Genomic DNA, 5,397 nt, shown 5'->3' on the forward strand with positions numbered 1-5,397 from the left:
GTGATCAGCGGCTTCGGCCGGCTCGGCAGCGCGTTTGCGGCACAGAAGTTCGGCGTGATGCCCGACATCATGACCCTGGCCAAGGCGGTGAACAACGCCTCGGTGCCGATGGGCGCGGTGGCCTGCTGCTGGCCGTGGTACTGATTCGCGATCAGCGCAACCAGCGAGGGAACCAGCGCCGCGCCCGCCATGCCGGCCAGGAGCTGGGCGGCCAGCATATGGGTGGCGGTCGGGCTGAAGGTCATCAACACCTGTGCCCCGCCGAACAGCGCCACCACGGTGCGGAAGACGTATACCGCGCCAAACCGCTGGGTCAACTTTGCGCCGAGCATGACGAAAGCCGCTACGGCGAGCGAGTACATCACGATCCCGGTGGCGACCGTGGTCGGCGGCACGTTGAAGCTGTTGACCATGCCGCTCAGTGCGACCGGCAGCGAGGCGACATTGAAAGACATTAGCGCCTGGCCGAAGGCTATCGCGATCATCGGCAACCAGGATTCCTGAATTTCTCTCTCAGCACTGGTGATTGCACCGGTTGTTGCGGTCATGTCGTTTTCCTCATGGTGTCGTTTTCCTCATGGTATTGAATGATGGACCGGCTCAAACCGCCGGCTTCGAGGCAAAGAGATTAAGCCCCAGTCGTTCCGACAGGAACTTGGTGACGCGCTGACCTTTAATACTGTTACCCGCGCCGTCGAGCAACGGGGAGAACGTACCGAGGCCGCCCTTCCCCGGCGACACGGTGACAATTCCGCCACTCACTCCGCTTTTGCCAGGCAGCCCGATCTCGTACAGCCAGTCGCCGGAGCGCTCGTACAACCCGGCGGTGGCCAGCGCCGCCAGCACCCGCTGGGCGATGGCGGCGTCAACCACGCGCTCCTTGGTGAGCGGATTTACCCCGCCGTCAGCCAGAGTGGCGCCCATCACCGCAAGATCCTTGACCGTCACGTTCAGGGAACATTGCTTGGTATAAACATCGGTGGACTCCAGCGCATCGAAATACAGGCGGTCATAGCCTTCCAGCAACTTGGCGATGCCACGGTTCCGCTGGTTCGTCGCCGCCTCCGACTCGTACACCTCCATGTCAATGGAAAGCTGGCGGCCAGCGAACCGGGATAACCCATCCTGGATAAACCGCCATTTGGCTTCAGCCGTCGCGCCCGGCGCCAAGCTGGTGGTGGCGATGGCCCCGGCGTTCACCATTGGGTTCATGGTTCGGTCATCATTCAGCTCGATTGCCATCACCGAGTTGAACGGCAGCCCGGTGGCGTTCACCCCGATTTTTCGACGGGCTTCCTCGCTGCCCACGGCCTGACAAACGAGCGCGAACACAAACGGCTTCGATATGCTCTGGATCGAGAACTCATGCGCCGTATCCCCTACGGCAAAAACATGGCCGTCGATACCGACCACGCATGCCCCAAAAAGCTCCTGGGGCGTGCGGGCCAGGGCGGGTATATAGTCCGCAACTTTCCCTTCATCCAGGGACTGGTAGCGCTCGTAGGCCTCGGTAATCAGGATCGCCACTTCATGATCCGGCGGTAAATGGCCGGTTGAAATAGGGGAAGGTCCGGATACCTCGTCGATATGAAGTTGCGTGTTCATCATGTTTCCTCGCTACCATTTAGCGCTTCAACGAAGAAAATACGATAGGGCGTCGGCTCGCCGCCGGCACCATTGACCGCCAGGGTCCGTTGTGAAACTTTCTGGTACGATAATGACTCCATCGTTTCTCCAGAGGTTATGGGTTTTCTGCTTCCGGTATAAATCATTTCCATGACACTATGTATAGTGAATGTAATCAAAAAATGAGAAGACAAAAAATAAAAAATAAAAAATAACGTATTGAAAAATAATAATTTTATTATTCTTCGATGGTTTCTTGTGGAGCCAGTCTCTCAAGACGGTTGGTGACCCGCTGTACCGGATCGTGGTGGGGTTGATACCGATGAAAATCCATCTATTATTGATGAGCGATCATCGAAAATCTTATTTATGAGACACTAAGCCCCAGTTTTCACAAGAACCCCCGAAGAACCGGTTTTTCTACTTCGATCAGTATGGTCGTATCCCGTGAGGGTTGAGGTGGTGCTGGTTCCCCTCAGCATAGCTCATACCGCCATGCACCGGCTTGCCCACATCCGTCATTGAAAAAGTCGAACATCGGGTATGAATGAACGATTTCAAACAGTTGTATACGGATCTATCCTTGCGCTGATTATTGGCTGGGTGCTTTATATTGGGAGAGACGTGTTTATTCCGATTGTTTTCGGGATACTGGTGGTTTATGTGATTATTGGGCTTGCGCGCCTTTTGGGCAGAATTTCGTTCTTTGGCTGGATCCTTCCGCTTCATATTCGCTATTACCTGTCTATTCTGCTCATCGCACTCGGACTGGTCGAAGGCGCATATTTAGCCATCACCAACATGGATGAGGTTGTAGCACTTGGACCGAAGTACCAGGAATCCCTGCTCAGTACCCTCCAGAAGGTTGCTATCTTGTTTCATATGGAAACTGATCTGACTTGGACTACACTGCGTCAGGAGATTCTGGCGCGGACTAATATGCAGAGACTGATTGGATCGATAATCGCTTCCATCTTCTCTATCATCGTCAGTATTCTGGTCATGGTTCTCTATGCGAGCTTTCTGCTGATCGAGCAGCGCTCGTTCTCCACCAAGATAGACAACCTATCCAGCGACCCGCGCAATATCGCCCGGATTCGGCAACTCACCACCGACATTAATGCACGAATCGGGGCGTATCTGGCGCTCAAGACTTTTATCGGTATCTTGCTGGGGGCGATAAGCTGGATGGTGATGGCATATGTCGGGCTTGAATTCGCCGCGCTCTGGGCCATATTGATTGTCCTGTTGAATTATGTGCCCTATATCGGCTCGTTCCTCAGCGTGTTGTTCCCGGTGATTATGGCAATCGTACAGTTCTTTGATCTGAATGAAGTCCTTGCGGTGTTGTTGCCTCTGACTGTCGTCCAGTTTCTCATCGGCAATTTCCTTGACCCTTATTTGATGGGCAATTCACTCAATCTCAGTCCTTTCGTTATTTTAGTCAGTCTGACGGTCTGGTCAGGGCTGTGGGGTATTCCAGGGGCTTTTCTGGCGGTCCCCATCACTGCGGTTATGGCCATCGTTTTTTCCGAGTTTTCGGGGACGCGGCCACTCGCCGTTCTTCTTTCGCGAAACGGCCAGCTATGAGTTATCAGGATATTTCGGATTTGTTCAAAGCAGCCGCCATCAATTGGGTACACGATTACGCCCAAAGCATGGGCGCGGCATTAGCCTTTTACACGATGTTCTCGATTGCCCCCCTGTTGCTGATAGTGGTTGCTATTGCCGGGCTGGTGTTTGGCGAAGAAGCCGCGCGCGGAGAAATTTTTAACCAATTGGACAGTATGCTGGGCACCTCGGGGGCACTGGCGGTACAGAGCCTTATCGAGAGCGCGGGCAAGCCCGCCACCAGCGTGCTGGCCTCTGCCTTCGGCTTTGTCATTCTCTTCATTGGGGCAACGTCCGTCTTCGCCGAATTGCAGGACGCGCTTGATCGCATCTGGCGGGCGCCAGCAAGGACGGGAAACTCCGGCTTATGGAGACTGCTGCGTGCCCGATTGCTGTCCTTCGGGATGATTCTCGGAATCGGCTTCCTGTTGATGGTGTCGCTGGCGTTCAGCGCCGGCCTGGCCGCGTTGAGCAAGTGGTGGAATCCGCTATTCAGCGGATGGGTGACCGTTGCGAACACGATTGAACTCACTCTCGGCATTGTGCTATCGACCGCAGTGTTCGCGATGATCTACAAGACGATGCCTCGGGTGCAGATCGATTGGAGAGATGTGTGGATTGGGGCGACAGTCACCTCGCTGCTGTTCGTCGTCGGCAAATTTCTGATTGGCGCCTACATCGGAAAGACCGGTATCTCGTCCGGCTTCGGGGCCGCTGCGTCCCTTGTCGTGGTGCTGCTGTGGGTTTACTACTCCGCTCAGATCTTTTTGTTCGGCGCGGAGTTCACATGGACGTATTCTCATAAATTCGGTTCGCGTAAGGGACAACCGTTACCTGTCGGGAGCGGCCTTCAGGCCGCGATGTTCGCCGGCTAAGGCCGGCTTCTACGGCATAGATCGAAAACCGATAGGTGGCAAGGCGTCCAAGCCTTCTCCGATTGGGGCGGCAGCCTGATTGGCTATAATTTTGGAGGTAAAACGCGATCAGCGCCGTCCTGAAGTATCTTCTGTGGTCCCTATCGTTCCAGCGCACTGGCGGTTGAATGTATCCTGACCTAACTTTACGAGTACCGACTCAGATGAAAAGACTGTCGCTGCTGGAGCGAACCCGATGAGGAGCCTTCTTGTGCGTACCGCGATGACCCGGTGGATGGGTTTTCTCGGCTTCTGGCTGTTGCTCATTGGCCTCGATCCGTCCGATTTTGCAGCCGGGCTATTCGCCGCCGCCGCCGCGACCTGGACCAGCCTGCGCCTGTTGCCGCCCAGCGATAGGCGCCTGCGGTACGCCGCTCTGGCCAAGCTTGCGTTGCGCTTTATGCAGCAGTCCATTATTGGGGGGCTGGATGTGGCCCGGCGCGCACTGGATCCGCGGCTGCCGTTGCGGCCGGGATTCGTCGCCTACCCGGTACGCCTCCCCCCCGGTACGGCCTGCAATGCGTTTAGCGCGCTAACGAGCGTGCTGCCGGGTACGCTGCCGGCTGGCGTTGGCGAACACGGCGAGATCATTTATCACTGTCTCGATGTCGAACAGCCGGTCGCGGCGCAACTGGTCATTGATGAGGGACTGTTGATCCGTGCGCTGGGTGGAACGCATGGCGATATCTGACTTCCTGCTTGCCGCCGCCGTCTTCGTGCTGGCGACGGTGGCCCTGGGGCTAGTCCGTATCCTGCGCGGGCCGGAGGAGGCGGATCGGATGATGGCGACGCAATTGTTCGGCACCGGCGGCATTGCGGCGCTGCTGCTGCTGGGTGTAGCCACCGAGGCCAATGCGGTACTCGATGTGGCGCTGACCCTGGCGTTGCTCGCCGCCTTCGCCTCGGTGGCCTTCGTGCAGAGCGCCTCCCGTTCGGATGGTGATGACCCCAAGGAGACGAATCGTCAATGAGCCTCGTCCTGGACATTTTTACGATCATTACGGTTTTAGCCGGCGCCTTCTTTTTCCTTGCCGGTACGGTGGGGCTGCTGCGCTTTCCTGATACGCTCACCCGCCTGCACGCGCTGACCAAGGCGGATAATCTGGGTCTCGGTCTAGTGGTGATGGGTCTGTTGCCGCAGGCCGAGTGGCCGCTCGAAGTCATCAAGCTGATCGCGATTTGGCTGTTCGCCCTGCTGGCCGGGGCGACGGTCGGCCAACTCATGGCGCGGGCGGCGCGGCGCGGG

The 5,397-nt window shown here is 56.8% G+C and carries 8 protein-coding genes and 1 pseudogene; 6 read left to right on the forward strand and 3 right to left on the reverse strand.

The window, feature by feature from the left end; translation table 11 throughout:
* The first annotated feature begins 57 nt into the window (after positions 1–57).
* Positions 58–144 (forward strand): hypothetical protein, encoded by an 87-nt coding sequence (locus BN874_RS25310; RefSeq protein WP_230314304.1) that lies wholly within the window; start codon positions 58–60, stop codon positions 142–144.
* Between the two features lie 29 nt (positions 145–173).
* Here the strand turns inward: BN874_RS25310 and BN874_RS02040 are convergent.
* The 3 genes and pseudogenes from BN874_RS02040 to BN874_RS25990 form a co-directional block, all read right to left on the reverse strand.
* A pseudogene (locus tag BN874_RS02040) lies at positions 174–548 on the reverse strand (MFS transporter); the annotation flags it as partial.
* A gap of 52 nt (positions 549–600) precedes the next feature.
* On the reverse strand, positions 601–1,605 hold the full coding sequence (gene glsA / locus BN874_RS02045; protein WP_034430549.1) for a glutaminase A: 1,005 nt from the start codon (positions 1,603–1,605) through the stop codon (positions 601–603).
* Entirely contained in the window at positions 1,605–1,727 is a 123-nt protein-coding gene (locus tag BN874_RS25990) for a hypothetical protein (RefSeq protein ID WP_268258810.1), read from the reverse strand. The genes glsA and BN874_RS25990 overlap by 1 nt, the downstream gene beginning before the upstream one ends.
* 442 nt (positions 1,728–2,169) lie before the next feature.
* On the opposite strand from BN874_RS25990, the gene BN874_RS02050 reads away from it, so the two are divergent.
* From BN874_RS02050 to BN874_RS02070, 5 genes are all read left to right on the forward strand, one after another.
* On the forward strand, positions 2,170–3,216 hold the full coding sequence (locus BN874_RS02050) for an AI-2E family transporter (RefSeq protein ID WP_034430550.1): 1,047 nt from the start codon (positions 2,170–2,172) through the stop codon (positions 3,214–3,216).
* Entirely contained in the window at positions 3,213–4,112 is a 900-nt protein-coding gene (locus BN874_RS02055; protein WP_051497318.1) for a YihY/virulence factor BrkB family protein, read from the forward strand. The genes BN874_RS02050 and BN874_RS02055 overlap by 4 nt, the downstream gene beginning before the upstream one ends.
* Before the next feature lie 235 nt (positions 4,113–4,347).
* Positions 4,348–4,842, forward strand: coding sequence for a Na+/H+ antiporter subunit E (locus BN874_RS02060; protein WP_034430551.1), 495 nt, complete (start codon positions 4,348–4,350; stop codon positions 4,840–4,842).
* Positions 4,829–5,122, forward strand: coding sequence for an MrpF/PhaF family protein (locus tag BN874_RS02065; RefSeq protein WP_420886097.1), 294 nt, complete (start codon positions 4,829–4,831; stop codon positions 5,120–5,122). Before BN874_RS02060 ends, BN874_RS02065 begins: the two co-directional genes overlap by 14 nt.
* Positions 5,119–5,397 (forward strand): monovalent cation/H(+) antiporter subunit G (locus tag BN874_RS02070; protein ID WP_034430552.1); only part of this gene is annotated, 279 nt, incomplete at its 3' end. The genes BN874_RS02065 and BN874_RS02070, both read left to right, overlap by 4 nt.

The organism is Candidatus Contendobacter odensis Run_B_J11 (assembly GCF_000531125.1).
Classification (GTDB): domain Bacteria; phylum Pseudomonadota; class Gammaproteobacteria; order Competibacterales; family Competibacteraceae; genus Contendibacter; species Contendibacter odensensis.